The 23,487-nt window shown below is 43.4% G+C and carries 7 protein-coding genes; all 7 read right to left on the reverse strand.

Annotated elements, in window-relative coordinates; genetic code table 11:
• Window positions 1-124: 124 nt before the first annotated feature.
• On the reverse strand, window positions 125-1,177 hold the full coding sequence (locus ACHFIY_RS15240) for an NHL repeat-containing protein (protein ID WP_410846973.1): 1,053 nt from the start codon (window positions 1,175-1,177) through the stop codon (window positions 125-127).
• Window positions 1,178-1,212: 35 nt separating this feature from the next.
• A complete protein-coding gene (locus tag ACHFIY_RS15245) occupies window positions 1,213-2,679 on the reverse strand; it encodes a DUF1501 domain-containing protein (RefSeq protein WP_410846974.1) in 1,467 nt (488 codons plus the stop codon).
• An 11-nt stretch (window positions 2,680-2,690) separates the two neighbouring features.
• The gene (locus ACHFIY_RS15250) at window positions 2,691-5,906 is read right to left on the reverse strand and encodes a DUF1553 domain-containing protein (protein ID WP_410846975.1); all 3,216 of its coding nucleotides are present in this window, start codon (window positions 5,904-5,906) and stop codon (window positions 2,691-2,693) included.
• 201 nt (window positions 5,907-6,107) lie between these two features.
• The gene (locus ACHFIY_RS15255) at window positions 6,108-7,616 is read right to left on the reverse strand and encodes a right-handed parallel beta-helix repeat-containing protein (protein ID WP_410846976.1); all 1,509 of its coding nucleotides are present in this window, start codon (window positions 7,614-7,616) and stop codon (window positions 6,108-6,110) included.
• Between the two features lie 211 nt (window positions 7,617-7,827).
• Entirely contained in the window at window positions 7,828-11,610 is a 3,783-nt protein-coding gene (locus ACHFIY_RS15260) for a T9SS type A sorting domain-containing protein (RefSeq protein ID WP_410846977.1), read from the reverse strand.
• A 278-nt stretch (window positions 11,611-11,888) separates the two neighbouring features.
• Window positions 11,889-13,502, reverse strand: a complete 1,614-nt coding sequence (locus ACHFIY_RS15265) for a T9SS type A sorting domain-containing protein (protein ID WP_410846978.1) — start codon at window positions 13,500-13,502, stop codon at window positions 11,889-11,891.
• A gap of 186 nt (window positions 13,503-13,688) precedes the next feature.
• The gene (locus ACHFIY_RS15270; protein WP_410846979.1) at window positions 13,689-23,357 is read right to left on the reverse strand and encodes a fibronectin type III domain-containing protein; all 9,669 of its coding nucleotides are present in this window, start codon (window positions 23,355-23,357) and stop codon (window positions 13,689-13,691) included.
• Window positions 23,358-23,487 lie beyond the last annotated feature (130 nt).

Below are 23,487 nucleotides of genomic sequence, written 5' to 3' on the forward strand. Positions count from 1 at the left end.
TAGTGATAAGTATGAAGTGATAAGTATGAAGTGATAAGTATGAAGTGATAAGTATGAAGTGATAAGTATGAAGTATGAAGTAATTGTTACTATGCTCGAAAAGGCATAGACAAGCCGCCCCACTTTATACCCGTTCCAATTTATAAGGATATACTTTACCAGCATTCCATTGCGGTATATATAGGTTTTTGTCATCGTCAACGCACACATCGTGGCAATGTTTAAAAATGGGCGCCGCTTGTACCATTTCTTGCAATTCGTTATGTACATATCTTGGATAAGTGCCACCAGGGTTAGACACCACCCTGTTGTTGCCATCTAAAATAGCTACAAAACCAGAATTGGGGGTTAAGTAATGATGCACCAATGCAGACCAGCATACGCCAGTATATAACATTTCACCATCAAAAACTGGGCGGCTCATATATGCACCCGGCAAATATATAGATGAAAGATACTGCCCATCTAAAGTGAACCGTTTAAAACAGTTTTTCATTCTTTCTGTGCAAATAAGGGTAGGGTTAGCCTTATCCCGAGTGTCCAAGGCAATGCCATGCACCTGCTTGAATTTGTCTTCCTTCACCATACTCTCACCACCAAACTTTCTTATAAATTCCCCTTTTGCTGTGTATTGGAGTACATACTGGCTACCATACCCATCGGCAATGTAAATATCGCCGTTGGGGCCAATACAAGTTTCCGTAGGCTTGAATTTATCGCAATCGCTGTAGGCCCCCACATATTTTGGATGGCGTATTGTAAGCAAAATTTTGCCTTCCAAAGTGGTTTTATACACTTCCCCAAGGTCGTAATCTGTTATGTATAAATATTCTGTGCCATTTTCATTGTGCAATGTCAAACCATGGGCACCAGTCAATTTCAAAGTCCAACTATCTAAAAGCTTACCAGATTTATCATAGATAAGCATATTATTTTTAGGTTCGTTGGTTAGCATGAACAATCTTTTTTGGCTGTCCATTACCATTTCGTGGCAATCGTTTACCGGGTAATCAGATGGGTTTAAATTGCCCCATTCCTTGTTTACCCTGTATTTAAAATGTCCATGCCCAATAATGTCGCTGTTTGCTGCTTTCTTGGCAAGTACCGAAAATGGACGGAGCAATAACGCGCCTGCACCTAACGTAGCAGCCTGTTGAATAAATTGTTTGCGTTCCATATTACCTTTCTACTTTTTTGTTTATGCGCCAAATATTAAGCAATAAGGTTATGGATAACACTACCCGAAACATCCGTCAACCGATAACGCCTTCCTTGGCTTTTGTAAGTAAACTTTTCATGGTCAATACCTAACAAGTGCAGTACAGTTGCTTGAAAGTCGTGTACATGAACGGGGTCTTTGATAATATTATGTGCAAAATCATCAGTTTCGCCATGCACAAACCCGCTTTTAACACCGCCACCAGCCATCCATATACTATAGGCTGCTGGATGATGATCCCTACCAAAAGCTTCTGGGGTTAGTTTACCTTGACAAAAGCTTGTCCTGCCAAACTCCCCGCCCCAAACAACCAATGTGTCATCCAACAAGCCTCTTTGCTTAAGGTCTTTTACTAAAGCAGCGGAAGCCTGATCGGTTTGTGCAGTGGCTTTTCTAATTCCAGAAGTTAAAAAAGAATGATGATCCCAACCAAGGTGGTACAACTGGATAAAGCGTACATCTTTTTCAGCCAACCGCCTTGCAAGCAAACAGTTGTGGGCAAATGACCCAGGCACTTTCACATCAGGCCCATACATATCTAAAATATGCTGTGGCTCGTTGCTTAGGTCGGTAATTTCAGGAACGGCCATCTGCATCCTGTAAGCCATTTCGTATTGGGTAATGCGGCTATCAACTTCTGGGTCATGCCAAGTTTCATTTTGCAACAGGTTCAATTGCTTTATAAAATCCAACGCCCTTCTCCTGTCTATTTGCTCGATACCATCGGGTGTGGAAAGGTACAATACTGGGTCTTTGCCACTCATAAACTGAACGCCTTGGTGCTGCGTAGGTAAAAAACCATTGCTCCAAGCGGCGTTGGAAATAGGTTGGTCGCCACCTCCTTTAGATACCATCACGATGAAAGAGGGCATGTTTTGGTTTAAAGTGCCTAAACCATAACTCAACCACGACCCTATGCTTGGCCTGCCGCTTATTTGGTTGCCTGTTTGCGTAAAAAGCACGGCTGGCTCATGGTTTATCTGATCTGTGTGCATTGTTTTTACAATGCATATATCATCTACTATTTTGCCCGTATGGGGCAGCAAATCACTGATATAAGTGCCATTTGCCCCTTGCTTTGAAAAAGTGGCTGCGGCTCCTGCCAAAGGAAAATGTGATTGGTTGCTCACCATGGTGGAAATACGGGTATTGCCCAAAACAGAGGGTGGGATATCCTGCCCGTGCATGGCATTTAGCCTTGGCTTATAATCAAAAAGCTCCATTTGCGAAGGGCCGCCACTTTGAAACATATATATGACACGCTTTGCTTTAGGCAAAAAATGTGGGTTCACCAAAGGGTGGTTGTCATCAGTAGATGCAATTATTTTTTTAACAACATGGTCCGAAGCTGAATTGCAGCCAAACAAACCGCTTAGTGCTATTCCACCAAGCCCTAAAACACTACCTTTTAGGAATTTCCTCCTCGATTCCTGCATCAACATTTTTTGCAAATCGTTCATATAAAAGGGTTTTATTTTCTTGTTAAAAATTCATCTGTATTCATAATGTCAAGCGCAAGTGTAGAAAGAGCAGCAGTGGCTGCTAATTCAGATGGCTGGTTAATAGTGAATTTGCGATAGCCAACATTTAAGAACTGGCTAGCTTTTGCTGGCTCTTTAGAGTAATGCCCCAATTCTGCTGCATATACATTTTGCAAAACATCCAACTCTTTCCTAGTCGGCTGCCTCCCTGTTAGCATTAGGAATATATAAGAAAATCTTTTCTCATTTTCAACACCAGCATCCTTCATCGATTTTATAGCTAATAGCCTTGCAGCTTCTACAAACTGTGGGTCGTTTAGCAATACCAATGCCTGCAATGGTGAACTCGATATGGTGCGCTTCACAGTGCAGAAATTCCTGTCGGGCGCATCAAAAATTTGCATGGATGGCCTCACGCTGCTACGCTTTACCACGGTATAGATGCTGCGCCTGTAAAGCCCTTCCCCATCTTGTTGCAGATATATATAGTGCCACCTTTTGTCGTTCAAAGCATCCCATAAGCCTTCGGGCTGATAAGGATAAACACTTTTACCGCCAATTTTATCTACTAGCAACCCGCTTACGGCCAAGGCATTGTCCCGTATCATCTCGGCGGGCATCCTATATCGACTGCTTCTTGCAAGCAATTTATTTTGAGGGTCTTTTGCCAGCAGCTCTTTCGTGATAACTGAACTTTGGCGATAAGTGGCACTCATCAAGATCATTTTTTGTATTGCCTTCGTGTCCCATCCATTTTCCCTATAGGTAACTGCTAAATAATCTAACAGTTCTGGGTGGGTGGGCATTTCCCCTTGGTTGCCAAAATCGTCTGTGGTTTTTACTAAACCCCTTCCAAAAATCAGTTCCCAAATCCGGTTCACGGCCACCCTACCCGTTAATGGATGCTGTGGTAGAAACAGCCAATTTGCCAAACCAAGCCTATTTTGTGGAAAATCTTTTGGATAAGGCAAGATAGCATTAGGTGTACTAGGCTGCACTTTGTCGCCATGGCTGTCATACAATCCCCTTTTTAGCACATAAGCCTGCCTTGGTGTAGGCAAATCGCCCATTACCATCGCTTCTTGTATAGAATCGTACAAGGAAGCCAATTGTTTCCTTGCAATCAACAATGGGCTATTTTCATTCTGTTTTGCGTGCATGTTGCCAGAAAGTATTTTTTTGCTGTTATACAAAAAAGCTGCTTCCGCTGGTTCAATTTGGTTATTAAAAATCAACAATTCGTCTATCTCACCCCCTGGCAAAGTTTTGTCTTGAGCCCTTGCCCCTATCGTAAAGCCTTGATAAGGGTAAGGCTGCTTTTGAATGTGCACTTGCGAACGGATGTTTTTTACAAGATGGTCTATTTCAGTTGTCGTTTGTATTTTCTTCCCATCCAAGAACAAATTAACCCCTGCTGCTTTGCTGCTTCCATCGTAGCTGATAGCTACATGGTACCATGTATTGGGTTGCAAAGAATCTTTGCTCAACACACTAATTGCATCATGGGGGAAAGCATGGCTTAGCCTAAAATCCAAATGGTTGTTTTTGAGTATCAAATCATATCCTTGGTAACCATAACGCCTTGAATCGGAACAATAAAAAACAGTAGCAGCATCATAGTTTTTGGGCAATTTCAACCAAAAGCTCATTGCAAAAGGCTCGTAGCGTTCAAAGTAACCCACCTTATAGGCAGGCAAATGCACATAGGTTTCGTCATTGTCTTTTAGTTTCAAGCTTTTCCCTGAAATCCCTGTCCCAGATTCTGTCGATATTGCTTCTGCACTTAGGGAAGGATTAGCAGTGTTTGTAAATACTTTACTGCTATATGGCCCTAAAGGGGATTTCAAATCATAAGCATCTTTAAATGCTGTACCAGGCTTGATAGACTCGAAATTGAGGGCAGCAACGCATTTTTCTTTCAATCCATTTTCAATATTGGTGTTTGCCAACAGTGGTTTGTTTGTTGAAGAAGCCTCTAGTTGCTGTATGTAGCCCTTTAAATATTTTATCCTTTGGTCGTCTTCTTTTTTGGTAAGCAATAATGTTGGACCAGGCAAAATATTGTCATCACCAATATTCGGGTTTGCAGATTCGTTGGTGCTATTAAAAAAAGCTGTCAAGGAGTAATAATCTTTTTGGCTTATTGGGTCATATTTGTGGTCATGACATTTTGCACAGCCAATGCTGGTAGCTAATAATGCCTGACCCAAGGTATTTGTTTTGTCCACCACATACTCTACCCTAAATTCCTCGTCTATAATGCCCGCTTCGGAATTGAGGCGATGGTTCCTGTTGAACCCTGTTGCTAAAATCTGTTCTTGGGTTGCATTGTGCAGCAAATCGCCAGCAAGTTGCCAAGTAATAAACTTATCAAAAGGCAGGTTTTTGTTATAGGCGTTTATAACCCAATCCCTCCAAGGCGAGGCATCACGGTGCCTATCGTCCAAATACCCATAGCTGTCTGCAAAACGGGCCACATCTAGCCAGTATGCTGCCATCCTTTCGCCGTAATGTGGCGATTTTAAATACCCATCCACCATCAATTCGTATGCATTGGGGCGGGTGTCATTTACAAAATGATTGATTTCTGCCAATGTAGGTGGCAGCCCAGTAATATCAAAAGCTACACGCCTTATGAGAGTGTATTTATCTGCCTCAGCCGATGGTTGCAGCCCTTCTTTTTCCAGTCTTTTCAATACAAACTTGTCAATATCGTTCCTTGCCCATCCCTTGTTTTGAACAGAAGGCACATCAGGTTTTTCTGGCGCCACAAAAGCCCAATGGGGTTTGTATTTTGCGCCTTCCTTCACCCATTTTATCAATATAGCCTTTTCTTGAGGGGTAAGTTGCAGGTGAGATTCTTTCGTGGGCATTTGATAGTCGGCATCTTCACTTAGTATCCTGTGTATGATTTCGCTTTTGCTTAGGCTGCCAGGCTTGATTGCTTTTAGGCCACTTTCAGTTACTTTGGTATAAGCAAAATCAGCAATATCCAATCTTAAATCCGCCTTTTGTTTTTTTGCATCTGGCCCATGGCAACTAAAGCATTTATCAGAAAGGATGGGCTTCACGTCAATATTATAGTCCACTTTTTCAGGAACATCTACCATTGCTTGCTCCACATCCTTTGGCAAATCTATTTTATCGCAACCAATGAAAAAAAGCGATCCGAGAATAAAAAAATAGAATCGTTTTACTATACCCATATTACTTAATGTTTATGACAAGAAAAACAGAGAAGGCATTAGTGATTATTGGAAATCCCAAAAAAGATATGCCAAATAATCTATCACTATGACGTAACATGTATAGCTTTACTACTTACGAATTACGAAAATTAAATTATAGCAAAACTCACTATTTTAATTTTCTGAAATCATACTCCTCGCAAGAATATCATTGTTTTACTAAAAAGATTGATATGCCCCACAATCAGGGCTACTGGAAGGCCTACCGATATTCAAAATATCTTTTACGGAGTAATAACCTGCCACTGTGGAACCAAAACCTTTTGCAGAACTAACAGGACTTGTAATAGCTGTATTCAACTGGAAATCAAAAGCTCCAGTAGCCACACTTATAAAATTGGGGATACCTCTTGTATTGTTTACAAGGGTTACGCCCTGTATAGACGATGGTGTAATGCTACCATTGTAAAGTACATTATTAGAATAATAAATATTTACATTATAATAGGCTGGCCCACTTTTGGTATAGCCGTTGTCTATGCACTTACCGCCAGTTTTGGCACAGGCAATATTATTAGTGAATCTAACATTTTTACTAGCATAAGACGCATCCATTTCGGCGTAGTTAAGTACTTGCCCATTTTCAAAGGTAGTATTGTTGCGTACTACCAAATTTTGTGCACTCACCATGTGTATGCCCCCGCCTCCGTTCCGGTAGGAAATATTGTTTTCTATCAAGGTTTCGCCTGTGTAAGCATTGGCAGTGCTGCCATTCACATCAAAAATATTTACATCGCCAATGATGCCATTACCATCTGTCAATCCGCCAGAAGTGTAACAGTTCACTATCGATTTATTGTTATAGCAAATATTCCTGCGGATAATCATTTCGTATTTATCGTCTCCAATGGGTGTATGGGCATCAAAATTAAAAGGCACCAAGAAACTGATGCCACTAGCACCATAAATGGAGTATATAGCACAGTTGTAAACAATATTGTCTTCCACGGTAATATAATCGGAATTTTTGCCACCAATACCAACACATGGGAAATCATGAATAATGCAGTTAGATATTTTGATATGATGCGAACGGCTATCTGTGGCAATACCACTGCATTGATAGGCAATTTCAGGGTCTTTCCAAACATAGCCCGACAGTGAATTGCCATGCGCCAAGTAATAATTGCGTGTATTGACGCCTATGGCATCACCACCAGCCTGTGTTAACGCAGGCCCGCCATAAATACCTTTCATGTCGCCAGCCACTTCAATGTTTTCAATATTTACATAACTGGTATTTACCAATCCAACGGTATTAAATACATTATAGCCACGGATTACAGTTCTTGGGCCACCAACAGGATAGCTGCGTATGGTAATGTTTTTATATGGTTTTCCAGAATTGCAACCAAGTACAACACCTTGGCTTCCTATCCTTTTAAATTCTCCATGGCCAGACATTAAGTTGATAACATCGCCAGGCTGTGCCAAACTACCCACAACCCTTGGGCTTTTTTTGGGGTGGGCATCGTCTTTGCCACTATTGTTGTCCGAGCCATCTGGTGCTACATACCATTGAGTGCCAGTGCCTGTGGAGTCTATTGGTACTGGTACTGGTACTGGGGTAGGCGTAACAGGGGTGGCTGGTGGGTTGTCTGTTTTTTTGCAGGCAAAAACAGTAGCAAATAAAGCTACACTAAATAATAATTTTACGGCAAATTGCATTATTGTTTTATTTAAGCTATTATATGTTACTAATCAGGCTTATTTTCAATACCCTAATTATCAAGGTATTCGGCCTTTTGGTAAGTAACAGATAGACGCTAAAAACACATCTAAAGTACTATGTTCGTTGTATTTTTCTTGTATGGCCTTACTCCTCCGCCCCTAAAGGGAGACTTTAGGCCTAGATACCCCCATCCCCTAAAGGGGGTGATTATTGCACCGTTATACTTGACTCATAAACAACTTGTTTATTGCTGGCCGAACGGATGGTTACTTTGTAAATGCCCTTTGCCAACTGTCTGTTGATGCGCAACTTATTTACAGAACTGCTGCCTGTATGTGCTGCTATTCCCTTATGCACCATCTGCCCAAGGCTGTTGTACATGATCACTGTGTATTTGCCTGCCGCAATGTTTTCCAGTTTAAGGTTCAGAACTTTGCCAACGAGGGGGTTGGGGTATAAGGAACAAGTCATAAGTCGTAAGTCGTAAGTCGTAAGTTTTACCACATTACTATAATTAATTGAACCTTCCACGCTGGTTGCCTTCACACGATAATAGTTGGTTGCATCAGGTGTTTTGTCGCTATAGCTATAAGTGGCAGAGGCTGTGTTCTTAGCTGCAGCTGTACCTATTCCTGCGTAAGCTGTACCATCGGTTGATTTCTCTACTGTATAGCTAGTAACTTTATCCTCCCCTACTGTGTTCCAGTTTACTATTGCTATGCTGTCTTTTAATGTTGCATTTGCAACGATACTTTTCACTGCCAAGACTGAAGGCTTAAACACAATGCTGAACCTGTCTTGGTAAGTTGCGGCTACGACATCGTCTGCCACAAAATTGATGGTGTTCAAAGTATTGCCCAATGCCGTGTAGGTTTTCGTATAAGCATCGTATATATATGCCACTAAGCTTCCGCCATCATAAGATGAAGCATCTATTTGTAGTTGATAGTTGGCCTTTGCTAATTGTGCTAGCTGTATAAAAATCTGGTCGTCCTTAGTTGCATGCTGCCTGCCGTCTATACACAAATCTTTGCCAAAGGTGGCTTCCCTTATAAATAGGTTCTCGGAACTGTTGGGCAGTTTGGGTGCATCCTCGTTACCGTTAAAACCATTACTGAACCCATTGTCGAACAAGATGGTGGCCACGTCCATCTTATAGTAGCTGCCACTACCTTCAGCTTCTTCCCTCAACAAGTCAATAAGTAATTTGCTGTTATAGCCAAATACACTTGTTAGGTTGCCTGATGCCTTGGCCGCTTCGGTGAAACCCAAAACTGGGTATCTAACCACGCCTTTCTTGTTTTGTATGAATATGGCCTGCCCTGGTTGTATGTAAGGATTACTAGCTGAGTTGCCCGCACGGTAAGCACCTGTTGCGCCAAGAGTGGGGTCCATATAATAATAGTAGCCTTGTATGCTGTCTTTCCTTAGCAAACGCCAGTCAACTGGGCAAACGTAAGGGTTGGTAACTAAGCTAAAACTGCTGTCTGTCAAGTTGTTAAGCCCGTAAGTGCTGCTGGCATAAGTGCTGCCTGTAACGGTATTGCTAACCCCTGCGGGGCTGTAAGTAACATCGCCTGTAATCAAAGTACCGGATGCACGCAGCCTAGTAGCATTGTACATGAGTAGGCCTAGCGGCGTGTTGTCTATAGCTGTTGTGTAAAGATTAAAGCTCCTGTCCCCCCTAATCAATAGCCTGTAGCCTTGATATGGGTTCAGTGATAAATAGGTGTTGGGGATAGTTGCCCATGCGCCTGCTTTGTAGGTGTAGGCTGATTTCACAGCGTTCAGGCTGCTGTCGAAACCCGAGCCGCTATTAATCCTGTTAGGCGTGTTGGTCATGTTACCTGTTAGGTCTTTATTGCCGCCCGTGATGAATATGCCGTAGCCAGTATTGGTATAGCTGCCATTTTCCTGCCAGGTGTTGAAGAGCGTGTTAGATGCGTTGTAAACCCCAGGGGCTATGTCCCTGTAAGCACGGTATCCTTTAGGTATAAACCTTTCCACGGTTACCGTGCCGCTGATGCTGCCAGTATTGCCGCCAGTGCCAACTGGAGCCAATATGCCGCTATTGGCTATACTATTCGATTTGAACACAACATTACCATTAGTTGTCAATACCCCACTTTGAAGGGTTAAAACACCTGTTATGTACAGTGTTTGGCTTCCACTGGTTACAGTGGCTCCATTGCTGTTGTTCACAGTAAAATTGGAGACTGTACCAATGCCTGAAATGGTTTGTGGTGCTGTTCCCCCCAATATTAGTGTGCCGCTCCCAGCAATAGTGCCATTGTTGGTGAAAGTAGGATTGGTAATAGTTAATGTATTTGACAACGTAAATATTGATCCGCTTTTAACCGTAAGGTATGCCACAGAAGTTGCCCCGCCCCACTGGGCTGTGGTTAAATTTCCAGATACTATGGCACTTGAAGCGGCAGTAGGCAAACCAGCACTCCATGCTGTGCCATTCCATGTAGTGGTACCTGAAGGGATGAAAGATTCATAAGAACCACAATCGGGGTTGCTAACAGACCTAGTTACATTTAGGATGTCGCTTGTGGAGTAATAACCTGTAGCTGCTGATCCAAAACTCTTTGCTGAACTAACGGGGCTAGTGATGGCGGTATTTAACCGAAAATCAAATGGTGCAACAGCCACATTTACAAAATTGGGGATGCCTGTTGAATAGTTTATATTGGTTACCCCCTGCATTGATGTTGGTGTGATGCTACCATTGTAAAAAATATTATTACTGTAATTGATATTCACATTGTAATACGATGCCCCTCCTGGACTATAGGCATTGTCTATACACTTCCCACCATTTTTGGCGCAAGCAATATTGTTTGTGTACCGCATGTTTTTACTGCCATACGATGCATCCATTTCGGCATAAGCTAGTACCTGCCCATTTTCAAAAGTAGTGTTGTTGCGTACCACCACATTTTGGGCGCCAACAGCATGTACCCCACCCCCGCCGTTCCTGTAGGAGATATTGTTTTCTATCAAGGTTTCGCCTGTATAGGAGGAGCCAGTGTATCCACTAACACCATTTATGTTGACATCTGCAATGATACCATTACCGTCTGACAATGCACCAGTTGTGTAATATATTACCAATCCTTTGTTATTATAGCAAATATTCCTGCGGATAATCATTTCATATACATTGTCGCCTATAGGGCTATGGGCATCGAAATTAGAAGGTGTGAGGAAACTGATGCCGCTACTACCATAAATAGAGTAATTTGAACAGTTGTAAACTATATTATCTTCAAAGGTAATATAGTCGGCATTTTTTGCACCAATACCACCACCCGGAAAATCATGAATGATGCAATTTGACAATTTGATATGGTGAGAATTGCCGTCAATGCCAATTCCAGATGTTTGATAAGCAATCTCTGGATCCGCCCAAACATAGCCCGACAATGAATTGCCATGTGCCAAATAATAATTACGCGCATTTGTGCCTACTGTATTGCCACCAGCCTGTGTCAATACAAGCCCACCATAAACACCATTCATATCCCCAGCAACTTCAATATTGTCAAAAATTAGATAACTAGTATTGTTAAAGCCAACCGTACTAAAAACAGTGTAGCCACGAATAACCGTTTTAACCCCACCAACAGGATAGCTTCTAATGGTGATAGCATTATTTGCCCGGCCAGAATTGCAAGTAACTAATGTGCCTTGGGGGGGTATCCGTTTAAATTCACCATGCCCAGACATTAAATTAATCACATCCCCAGGCTGTGCCAAGCCACCAACTACTCTTGGATTTTTTTTGGGATGGATAACATCCAAGCCGCTATTGTTGTCCGAACCATCGGGAGCCACATACCATTGGGTACCCGTTCCGGTTGAATCTATACCCAAAAATCTATTTTCCTTATTCAGCGGGGAAACCTCAGGATTCGTTTTTTTAAACCCTGTAATAATAGTAAAAAAAGCTATCCAGATAAGTAGTTTAAAAGCAGAGTGCATGATTTTTTATTTATATGGCAATTAATATATTTCGGCGATAGTGGATATTATAGTGGTTTTCGGATCTAGTTTAGTTATCCATTGACAAGCAACATTTGGGGATACGAAAAAAACCGATGTCGTTATTATTGGCTTTTAAATACTAAAAAACTTCTTCTCTTATCTACAATTTGAAAATTGTACAATCTTTTGTCATGCTACACTTTATTTTGGGTACAAAAAAACCCGATGTTTAGGCACTGAATGCCTGAAAACATCGGGTTTTGATACTATTATTTTTATTTTACAAATTCAGTAGATGTTCTATTTTTTCCATCGGTGAATGTAAGCACGTAATTGCCAGTATGCAAACTGCTGATATCAAAACTTGTTTGTGAAGCACCTTCAGCCACAACTACTTCTTTTATCTTTTTACCATCAAGCGTAGATATTAAAATTATGTCGCCTGTGGTAGTGGTTGCAGGGTGTTTTACAGTGATTGAATTGCCAATAACCGGGTTAGGAGAAATACCTAATGCTTTGCTATCTAGGCCAGCTTTCAAAACAACAACGCTGCTATAGCTATAACCACCGTTTTTATCAAGCACTTTCAAGCGGTAATAATTGCTTTTTCCTTCGTTTAATTTATCTGTATAAGTATATTTATCACCAGCTATATTATTTGCTGCTGCAACTGTACCTACTGCCATAAATTTAACCCCATCTAAACTTTTCTCAAGAGAAAACGATTTAACATTTGTTTCATTGGTGGTAACCCAGTTCAACAATGCATTACCGCTAACAACAGAACCAGTAAAGGATACAAATTTAAGCGGTAAAGGAAGGGCAGTTTTAGAAGGTGAAAAAGAAATGCCTTTAAATATGCCAGTTATTCCAGCTGAAGCTAAGGTTTTAACAGTAATAGTTGCAGCAGACATATTAGCTTTTCCAGAAGCATCTGTTATTGAAATGATACTGTTGTTTAGTGTGTCGCCTTCTATTGCATAAATAACTGGTTGACCAAGGGCATTTACTTTTGCAGTAAGTGCAGGGAATTTTAAACCAGCCCCACTAACATCATAAATACCTGCATATACCCAAGCGGTGCCAGCAGCATTCACATAATATTTGTTGATGCCAAAGCCCTCACCGTTGTTGTTGTTGCCTATACCGTCACCCATGTACAAAACATCGTAAGGGCTGCCATTGTATCCTACATTAGGGTCTGCATCCACAAATACAAACTGCGTGTTGGCAGTATAAGTGGCATTGTAGGTACCTGTGCTAGTTGTGCCTTGAAAAGTAGTTGGCACGCCAGCAAATTTGGCTATGCCTGCCGCAGAAGCATACAAAACGGCATTGTAAAAATTAAGTGAACGATAACCACCGGAATTGATACGTGTGCCAATAGTATCACCAACAGTTAAATAACGCAAGCCCATATTACTAGAGGCTGCCCAAAAAGATTGTCCATCCCTGCTTACTACAGACCTGACAATTAGGCCAGCAGAATCAGCTCCAATCCTATTGGTTAAATCAACGGCACCTGTATAGTCTACTTTTCCAATTACTTTGCTTGATGTAGTGTAAATACCGTAGCCACTAAAGGGGGGCGCATTGTAGCCATTGAAAATTAAAAAACGCCCATCCTCACTCAATGTCAATTGACCTTCATACGCGTTTGTGCCACTGATAGTCATACGGTTGGGGGCCGCTGTGTTGGCAGAGGGTATTGTTACTGCAAAAGTAGAGTCACCATTTGTATTAAATTCACGCAACGACACTGGGCCTGTTACTGAATTGATATTGCCTACTCTCAAGGCTACCAAGTTACCCTCGGTAAACTGGGCTTTAAGCCCTACAAAACTTGTAACCAACAAACCTGTTAAAAGGTAAAATTTTACGATACGCATTTTTTTTTAATTTAATATTAATAATTGAACAAAAAAGAAGAAAAATTAACCCCTCCGCCCCTAACGGGGGACTTTGACCCCGATAAAAGGCGGAAGGATTTATGCTTTAACTTTAACTGCCCCACATTAACACCCTTACATTTTATTAGAGGGCTAAAGCCTCCTATAGGGGTTGTGGTGCGTGTACTACTGAACCGTTATACTTCCATTATAAACCACTTGCTTGCTGCTTACTGAACTTATAGTTACATTATAAACTCCATTGGCCAGTTTTTCTGTTATGCTCAAACCATGCATTGCAGTGCCACCGTTATGGCTTACTACTTCGGCATATACTTTTTGACCAAGGCTGTTGTAAATGCTTACGGTGTATTTGCCTGCATTTACATTATCCAGCTTCACGTTCAGCTTGCCATTTATTACAGGGTTAGGATACAAACTATAGATAACTCCTACACCTTTGCTTACACTTATTATGTTGCTGTACGCAATGCTTCCGTCTGCACTTGTGGCTTTGATGCGGTAGTAGGTAGTACCATTGGCTACGCTGTTATCAACATAGCTGTATGCCGCTGTTGCAGTGTTCTTGGCTGTTGCAGTGCCTATTGCTGTATATGCTGTACCATCGGTTGATTTCTCAATTGCATACCCTGCCACCTTGTCCTCTCCTACTGTATTCCAGCTTACTGTTGCTGCGCCGTCTTTCAATATTGCAGTAGCATTGATGTTGTTCACTGCCAACACTGTTGGCTTGAACACAATCTTGAACCTATTTGCATAGCTTGCTGCAACTGTATTATCCGCCGCAAAGCTGATGGTGTTTAAGCTGCTGCTTAGTGCCGTGTAGGTCTTGGCGTAAGCATCATAAACATAAGGTGCAAGGTTATTGCTGTTGAAGCTTGTGGCATCTATTTGCAATTGGTAGTTGGCTTTTGATACCTGTGCCAACTCAATAGCTATAATATCATCCTTGGTGGCTGCCTGCCTGCCGTCTATGCTTAGTGCCTTGCTGGTGCTTAGCTCGTGTATTGACAGGTTGTCGCTACTGTTGGTCAGCTTAGGCACATCCTCGTTGCCATTGTAGCCATTGCTGTACCCATTGCCAAACACGATGTTGGCCACGTCCATCTTGTGATAAGTACCTTTGCCAGCTGCTTCCTCCCTAAACAAGGTAATAGGCAATTTGCTGATATTGCCAAATACAAACGTATGTCCAGAACTTGGTGCTTTAGATGCCTCTGTGAAGCCAATCACAGGGTATTTAGGGAACGTTTTCTTGTTCTGGATAAATATCGCCTGACCAGCTTGTATATACTGGTTGCTGCCTGAATTACCCGCTACATAAGCACCTGTTGCACCAAGGGTTGGGTCTAGGTTATAGTAGTAGTTTTCTATGCTGTCCTTGGTAAGCAAACGCCAATCAACAGGGCAAACATAAGGGTTGGCCACAAGGCTAAAGCTGCTGTCTGTAAGGTTGTTCAAGCCATAAGTGCTATTGGCGTAGGTGCTACCCGTAACTGCGTTGCTCACGCCTGCTGGGCTGTAAGTAACATCGCCAGTAACCAATGTTCCGCTTGCACGCAGCCTTGTGGCGTTGTACATCAACAAGCCTAGGGGCGTGTTGTCTATTGCAGTACCATAAAGGTTAAAAGACCTGTCGCCCCTTATCAATAGCCTGTAGCCTGTAAATGGCGTTACCAAGCCATTGGTGTTGGCAACGGTTGCCCATGTGCCATTAGTGTAAGTATAAGCCGTTTTCACTGCGTTGGCACTCACGTCAAAATGGTTGGCATCAATACTGTTTGCAGTGCCGGTATTGCCCGCTACCCCTGTGCCACCTGTGATGAACATGCCGTAGCCACTGTTGCTGTAGCTGCCGCTTTCTTGGTAGGTGTTGTACAGTGTGTTCGCAGCATTGTAAACGCCTGGAACAATATCCCTGTAGCTGCGGTAGCCTTTAGGTATGTAGCGTTCAACGGTTACTGTACCGCTGATGCTGCTGCCCGAGATAGGCACTGCGGCCAATGTGCCGCTGCTGGCTATGCCGTTAGACTTGAACACCACGTTGCCATTGGTTGTCAACACACCACTTTGCAGGGTTAATACACCCGTGATATTCAGCTTATTACCACTTGTTATAGTAAGCCCATTGCTATTGTTCAGCGTGAAGTTGCCTACGGAACCCGTGCCGGTATAAGTTTGGGCGGTTGTACCACCAAATATCAGCGTGCCAGTCCCGTTAATGGCACCAGTATCTACCAATGCACCAGTTATTGTAAGCGGCTGTGTAAGCGTAAACGTTACACCGCTTTTGATGGTAAGCGCCTTACATGTGGTGAAAGTGTTGCCATTTAAGTTGGCAGCAATAATACCATTTTGTGTAGGGTCAGGGTCGCCTGCGCTCCAAGAAATACCATTCCATGTAGTATTAGCCGAAGGCGTAATTGCAGGTGCAGTAATTGTTGCCCCTGTGCCTGCACTGTTGCGGGCTGCTACCGTGAAGGTATAGGTGGTATTGTTTGTAAGCCCAGTGAACGTATAAGGGTTGGCTGTTATGCCTGTCATTACAATAGGGCTTCCAGACGATGGTATAGCAGTGATAGTGTAATCTATTACTGCTGCTCCGCCATTGAATGCTGGTGCGGTATAGGTTATAAATGCCTTAGCATCATCTGCAGTATCTGCCACGCTTGCAGGTGCATTAGGCACTGTTGCTGGTGTTACAGCAGTGGATGCAGCACTTGCGCTACCAGTCCCTGCTGCATTGGTAGCAGTAACAGTAAAGGTATAAGGCGTGCCATTCGTGAGGCCTGTAACCGTTATAGGCGAGGTAGCACCTGTGCCTGTAAAGCTGCCTGGGTTGGATGTTACAGTATAGCTTGTTACGCCACCACCAGTAGAAGGTGCAGTAAAGGCTACCGAAACCTGCCCAGCGCCAGCAGTACCTACCACGCCAGTTGGCGCACCAGGGGTAGTGAAATATTTAATGCCCCAGCCGCTGGCTGGTGTTGCATAGTAAACACCCCAACCACTTGCCCCAGACAAATCGGTGCTGGCAAAATTGCTGCCTGTTGGGTTAGCAGAAGTTAAATAAATAATATTGCCCGCAGTGGTGGTTGCCGATGTAGTAACCTTTAAAGCTGCACCACTTAGGTTCAAGGTTGTGCCAGCAATTTTACCATAAGCGGTAAAGCTGGTTACTTGCGGCGCAAAAGTACCTGTAAGGGCAAAGTTATCAGGGAGGGTTATGATACCCTGGCCGCTGCCGTTGGCGCTAGGTGCCAATATACCGCCCGTATTGTTTAGCGTTCCTGGCAAGAAGGTAGCTAAATACCCTTTTATCGTGCCCCCATTATTGGTTATTGTAGGTAATGTGATATTAGTAAATGTAGCCCCTCCAGTTGTTACAGTGCTGCCTGCAGTTGTTGGCCAACTAGGCGCACTAGCAGCCGATGTGCCTGCTGTGGTACAAATAAACTGGTTATTGTTTGCATAAACCAAATTTCCTATTACGTAAGCATTCGATGCAATGAAATTGCTACCAACATAAATTGTGTTTCTTGAAAAACTACCGAATTGGAAATTCATCACGCCATTGGTGCTATTGGTGATAGTAGATGGTGTGGAGCCGCCATAAGCTGGGTTATAATTACCAGATATGCCCTGGCCATAAAAATTAATGGTGCCTGTATTGGTCAAGGCATTGCTTGATGACACTAAATTATTGGGGCTAACGAAGCCACTGTTATCTAAGCTTGATCCACTACCTGTGGCACCTGTATTGCCCAAATTGATAGTGCCTGCATTGTTGAAAGCTATCTTCTGTTGCCCTGCAAAATTGCTGAATGGATTACCCGTGCCGCCAGTGCTTGAAGTACTATAATTCAAATTAAGCGTTGCCCCACTATTATTGTTGAACACAACAGTACCAATGGTGCTTGAACTAGTAGGCGTGCCGCTTGCACGGAATTCAAAGCCTACAGAATTACTGTTCAACGCAATAGTACCATTGTTATTTAATGTTGCTGTTGCAAGACTTGCTGCCGACAATGACATGCCATAAACAGTCTGCGTATTGTTAGTAGCCTGGGTTGTTGTAATGCTACCATTATTCGTTACTGTTACTGTTCCACTAGCATTCGTAAACACTGATGCAGCAGAGCCAGCTGCGGCAGTATAACCGAAGTATTCTGTTATGGCAACCGTACTGCCAATGGTAAAGCTACCAGCACCTACGTTAAATATCCCATAAGCCACACCTGTAGATGCAGTACCCAGTGTGAAGCCGCTACCACCTAGGGTTGTAATGGCACTAGTAGTGTTTTGGAAAATTACATTATTTCCAGCAAGTGCTATGAATGGAGTGGTATTAGTGCAACTAAGATTGATGGCATTTGTACCACCAACTAAGTTGAAACAGTTGCTACCAGTTGCACTTGATGTATTGATGGTAAGCCCACTACCTGTGCTAGTGAATGTGCCACCAGCCATGTTGATACCATTTCTAGTAGCGACTGTTGCCGTGATAGCCAATGTGCCGCTATTAGTAACTGAAGTACCCGTAATGATATTGAGTGAGTTGGTAGTGCTTGTTGGACCGCCAGAAATAGTGAGGGATCCTGCATTGTTAATGCTGCCGCCACTAATATTCATGGTTACTGTGTTGGCAACGGCAGTAGTACTGCTGTTGATGGTAACGGCATAATTGCCGATAACTACATCGTCGTTTGAACCAGGCACACTGCCCGCAGGTGAACCACTACGGCTCCAGTTGGCAGCACTGCTCCATTGCCCATCGCTTGCACCGCCACTCCATGAAATGGTGTTTGATGGTGTTATGGTACTTGATGGGCTACTTGCACCACTGGTATTGCCTAAATCGTTGGTGGCTGTAACCGTGAAGGTATAAGCTGTGCCATTGGTTAAGCCAGTAATCTGGATAGGGCTTGAACTACCCGTGAAAGTTGTAGGGCTAGTTGCGGGTGAAGGGGTAACAGTATAAGTAGTTATAGATGTAGCCCCACCACCTAATGTACTAGGTGCCGTGAAAGAAACCGTTGCCACTGTGTTACCTGCAACAGCAGTCACGCTTGTAGGCGAGGCAGGAGCAATATCAGCAGGGCTTACTGAGTTGGATACAGCACTTGCAGCACTAGTACCACCAGGATTGGTAGCAGTAACAGTAAACGTATAAGAAGTGCCATTGGTAAGCCCAGTAACGGCTAAAGGAGAGGAAACGCCAGTAGCAGTAAACCCACCTGGGCTAGAGGTAACCATATAACTTGTTACGCCTCCACCAGTAGAAGCTGGAGCTGTAAAGCTAACGGTAGCCTGAGCATTGCCAGCCGTAGCTGAAACACTAGTAGGCACGCCAGGCGTTGTATAATATTTTACACCCCATCCGCTTGCTGGTGTAGAATAGTTTATAGCCCAGCCTGTGCTTGCACCAGAAAAATCGGTGCTGGCAAAATTGCTGCCTGTTGGGTTAGCAGAAGTTAAAAACACACTAGTACCACCTGTGGTAGTGGCGGAAGTGGTCAATTTAAAAGCAGCGCCTCCTAAACCCAGTGTGGCACCCGCAATAGTACCATAGGCACTAGTGCTGGTAAACTGCGGAGCATAAGTGCCTGTGAGCGCAAAGGAGGCAGGTAGCGTGATAGTACCTACACCGCTGCCATTTGCACTTGGAGCCAATGTGCCGCCTGTATTGTCTAATGAACCTGGGAAAAATTGTGCATTGTACCCACCTATGGTGCCGCCGCTATTGGTTATTTTAGCCAATGCCACGCAAGTAAAAACAGTACCGCCGCCACTGGTTACTGTTGCCCCAACAGTTTGCGTTGTTGGAAATGTTGGCGAAGTGCCAGCAGCCGTGCCTGTTGTAAAGGTACAAACATATTGGTAATTGCCCCCACCAATAAGTGCACCTACTGCATAAGTGGTGGTGGTAGAATAAGTACCATTTATTTGACTTACACCCCTGAAATTATTGTATAAGAAATTCATTACACCATTGGTGCTATTGGTAATAGTAGGTGCTGGTGCCCCTGATGCCCCAAATAGCGTAGTACCAAAAGAAGGAACATAACTGGCATAAAAACCCGCACAATAAAAATTCATGGTGCCTGTATTAGTCAATGTATTTGTTGCCGCAAAATTGGGGGAGGAAGTAGAATTAAAATTAAGGCCAGTATAAGCAAGGTTCGATATGCTATTGCCCAAATTTATAGTACCTGCATTAGTGATGGTGGCATTGTTTTGTCCACCACCAGTGTTAATGGGGGTGCCTTTGCCTCCCGAAGTTGGGGAAATATAATTCAAATTCAATACACCGCCACTATAATTGTTTAGCACAGATGTACCAATGGTATTGTACACAGGCGTGCCGCCCGGGCCTAAAAGAATGCTTGTGAAATCGCTGATAGAGGTGTAAGTACCATAGTTGTTAAATGTTGCTGTACCTGTGTTTTCCGCTTTCAGGTTCAATCCGTAAACTGCATTGGTGGTATTATCAATAGCAGAGTCTACGGTGATATTGCCATAGTTCGTAAATATAATGTTGCCGCTACCAGCAGTGCCAGGTACTGATATAATATTGCCACCGGAAGCAAATTTGTAATATTCTGTTATTACAGGCGTATTTAAAGTAGTTGACGAGCTACCAACATTTAAGTAACCCTGCCCTACTACTATCAAACCATACCCTACACCTGCGGTTGGGGTACCCAGCGTAAAGCCAGAGCCGCCTATAGTAGTCCTATTGGTTGAGTTGCTACTGTACTGGTTAAAAACAAAAGAGCCAGCAGGTGCAACAAATGGAGTGGTATTGGTACAACTAAGGTTGATGGTATTAGTGCCACTTGCAAAGTTGATACAATTGGTGGCTGCAGCAGCAGTATTAATCGTAAGCCCGCTACCTGTGCTAGTGAATGTTCCACCAGCCATGTTTATGCCAACTTTACCAGTAGCGTTGGAAGTGATAGCCAACGTAGCCGTATTACTAACTGTAGTACCCGTAATGATATTGAGAGAATTGGTAGCACTTGTGCTTCCAGTTACAATAGTAAGCGAACCTGCATTGGTAAGGCTACCACCACTAGTACTCAAGGTTACAGTGTTGGCCAAGGCTGTAGTACTGCTGTTGATGGTTACTGCAAAGTTGCCAATGGTAACATCGTCGTTTGCACCGGGTACACCACTTGAAGTGGGTGTGCTAGCACGGGTCCAGTTATTGGCACTGCCCCATAGCCCATCGCCTGCACCACCTGACCAAGAAACAGCGGCAGATGTGGTTATGCTGCTTGATGGGCTGCTGGCACTACTTGTAGCAGGGGTAGAAGCGTTATTTGTAGCCGTAACGGTAAATGTATATGCTGTGCCGTTCGTCAAGCCAGTAACCTGTATAGGGCTTGAACTACCCGTGAAAGTTGCCGGGGAGGTGGCCGGTGAAGGCGTAACGGTATAGGTAGTAATAGCAGTAGCCCCTAAACCAACAGTACCAGGCGCTGTGAACGAAACCGATGCTACCGTATTGCCTGCAACAGCAGACACGCTGGTTGGCGAGCTAGGTGCAGTGGCAGCTGGTGTTACTGAGTTGGATGCAGCACTAGCACTACTAGTTCCTCCTGGGTTGGTAGCAGTAACAGTGAAAGTATAAGCAGTACCATTCGTAAGCCCTGTAACAGTTAACGGTGAGGAAACACCTGAGGCGGTAAAGCCACCAGAACTAGCGGTTACGGTATAGCTTGTAACCCCACCGCCTGTGGAAGCAGGCGCAGTAAAGGTAACGGTAGCCTGCCCATTGCCAGCAGTAGCTGTTGCAGCAGTTGGCGCACCGGGTGTAGTGTAATATTTAGCACCCCAGCCAGTTGTTGCTGCGGTAGAATAATCTACAACCCAACCAGTAGGTGCCCCAGAAAAATCAGTGCTTGCATATGAACCGCCAGTACCGCCAGTTGGGTTAACAGAAGTTAAAGCATAAGTATTGCCCCCAGTAGTGGTTGCAGCAGTTGCAAATCTAAAAGCAGCTCCAGTCAAATTGAGGGTTGTACCTGCAATTTTGCCATAAGCTGTAACACTGGTAAACTGTGGTGCATAAGTGCCTGTAAGAGCAAAGGAAGTTGGAAGGGTGATTGTACCAATTGCAGCCCCATTGGCACTAGGCGACAATGTGCCGCCTGTATTGTCTAATGTATTGTTTAAGAAAGTGGCATTATAACCAGTTATTGTACCCCCAGTACTTGATATTTTATTGGTCACTGTAGCTAAGGCGATACAGGTAAAAACAGCAGCACTAGTACCAGTAGATACAGTACTGCCCACCGTTTGAGTTGTTGGGAAAACAGCCGAGGTTGTACCAGCCGTAGTACCAGACACAGTACCGGTTGTAGTACAAGCATATTGGTAATTATTTACAAAAACAATTGTATTCACAGTGTAAATTGTTCCAGCATTGTAACCATTTCCTGGTGCAATCACGTTCGTTGAAGCAGTACCGAATAAAAAATTCATACTACCGCTGTTGGTGATGGTTGGTGCCGAAGCTCCCCAAGCTGGCACATAATTGGCCTGTATGCCACCACCATAAAAATTCATAGTGCCTGTATTGGTTAAGGAATTTGCTCCATATATAAGATTTGCGGAACTGTTATTCAATGTGGAAACTGAAGCAGCATTGGAAGTATTACCCAAATTGATGGTGCCAGCATTGCTAATTGCAACATTAGAATTTCCAGCAGTTGTTGCAAAAGGGTTACCATTGCCCCCAGTGCTTGAACTAACAGTGTTCAAATTAAGCGTAGCCCCACTATTATTGGTGATGTTACATGTACCGAGGGGGGCAGCAGCTGTACCGCTTACACGGAACAAAATGCTTTGAAGGCCGGAAGATATAAGGGTACAAGTACCGCCATTATTAACTGTTACTGTTCCTGCTGGGTTACAGGCTACCTTCATCTGCAAAGGGATAGTTGTGTTAGTACTGTTACTTGCAGGGCTGATCGAAAGGGTGCCATTATTTGTTAATGTAATAGCCCCACTATTATTGCCAGTCATTGTAATAACAGAACTACTAGCAGCACCATAAGCATAGTAATATGTTATGGTAGCCGTGTTGTTAATAGTAAAAGTATTTCCAGTAACACCATTGCCTACTAAGCTAAACAAATTATAGCCGACACCTGTTGACGATGTACCTAGCGTAAAGCCAGTGCCACCTATGGCAGTAGTAATGTTGCTACCATTATGGATAAAAACGTTGCCAGCTGCAAAAGTTGTGAAAGGTGTGGTATTGCTACAACTTAGATTTACAGTATTAGAAGTAGCACCAGTAGAAAAGTTGAAACAAGCAGCTGCAGTAGTACCCGTACCTGATGTATTAATAGTAAGCCCGCTACCTGTGCTGGTGAATGTGCCACCCGCCATATTTACGCCATGCTTGCCCGCAACCGTTGAGGTAATTGTTAATGTGCCGCTATTTGTAACTGTAGTACCTGTTACAATATTTAAGTAGCCTGTAGTAGTAACAGTTGAGCCACTAATCGTTAACTGGCCAGTTGCAGTACCATCAATAAAGAGGGTAGCTCCGCTTGCCAATGTTACTGTATTAGCCACGGCGGCAGTACCGCTTACTGTTATAGTATATGCACCGCTAATGGTTACATCATCTCCAGCCACTGGAACAGTTCCACCGTTCCAGTTGGATGCTGTATTCCACAAACCTGATGCCCCCGCAGTCCAAGATTTAGCCGCAGCAAACGCACTGGCTGTAAACAACAATACAGCAAAGAGCATAAAAATGCTTTTTACTGTTTTAGTAAAACCTAAGGTATGGCTAACCTGATTCGTCTTGTTCATTATATTGTATTTATTTGTAAAATTTTTATGCTATTTTTTTTAGTTTAAATCGACAAAAAAATGGACCATCAAACCTCACCCCACCCCTCTCCAATAAGAATAGGAAACTAGGACAAAAGCCAGTGGCAAA

The organism is Parasediminibacterium schistidii, from assembly GCF_046546515.1.
GTDB lineage: Bacteria > Bacteroidota > Bacteroidia > Chitinophagales > Chitinophagaceae > Parasediminibacterium.